Source organism: Nesterenkonia aethiopica, from assembly GCF_039534665.1.
GTDB classification, from domain to species: Bacteria; Actinomycetota; Actinomycetes; order Actinomycetales; family Micrococcaceae; genus Nesterenkonia; species Nesterenkonia aethiopica.
Genome location: NZ_BAAAVT010000044.1, coordinates 1 through 934, shown reverse-complemented (window position 1 = coordinate 934; position 934 = coordinate 1). Strand labels below are relative to the sequence as shown.

At 66.0% G+C, this 934-nt stretch carries 1 pseudogene; it reads right to left on the bottom strand.

Annotated elements, in window-relative coordinates:
- Nucleotides 1-15: 15 nt before the first annotated feature.
- Nucleotides 16-925: pseudogene (locus tag ABD658_RS15265) on the bottom strand (IS5 family transposase).
- Nucleotides 926-934: the final 9 nt, after the last annotated feature.

Below are 934 nucleotides of genomic sequence, written 5' to 3'. Positions count from 1 at the left end.
CCCTAGGGCGTGTTGCTAAACCCATTGCAGAGTCGCTGCGAGGCAGAGCCCAGCGTGGAAGTTCCGGGCAGTCTTATCCGTTCGTGCAGCGATCCCGCGCCACTGCTTGAGCCGGTTGAAGCATCGTTCGACGACGTTGCGACCCTTGTATCGGGCCTGCTGCTCATCGCCGAAGTCGATCGGCCGCCCAGGTCTGCGCCGACGATGAGCGACCTGATCGGCACGTTCGGGGATGGTGGCCGCGATGCCGCGGCTGCGCAGCCAGGCCCTGTTCTTCTTCGAGGGGTAGCCCTTGTCAGCGATCACCCGTCGCGGGCGCGATCGCGGCCTGCCTCTGGCTCCGGCCACGCGAATCTCGCTGAGAGTCTCGGCCAGCAGACTGGTGTCGGCGACCTGCCCGCCAGTGAGCACGAACCCCAGCGCCCGCCCTCTGCCGTCACTTGCCAGATGGATCTTGGTCGTCAGCCCGCCACGCGAGCGGCCGATGGCATGATCGGCCGGCTCAGCGCCGAACTTCTTGTAGTTCGATTCAGCCCCCTGTGCTCCGGGGCAAGGTCGCACCATGCTGATGCACGCGCACGATCGTCGAGTCGATCGAGGCGACCCAGTCCAGCTCCCCGCGCTGGTGAGTCAGCGACTGCACCGTCTCGAGCACTCGGGCCCAGACGCCCTGCGAGGCCCACCGAGAGAAGTTCTTATAGATCGTGTTCCAGCTGCCGAACCTCTCCGGGATCTCCCGCCAAGGTGAGCCGGTCCTGTACCGCCAGGCGGCAGCCTCGACGACTGTGCGTGGATCCACCGGCGGCCTGCCGGTGGACTTCGCCGCCGGGAACAACGGGCCGATCACTGCCCAAGTCTCGTCAGATATCTCTCTGCGTGCCACAAGGACAGACTCGCCGACGACCGACGCTCCACCCTTTAGCAACACGCCCTA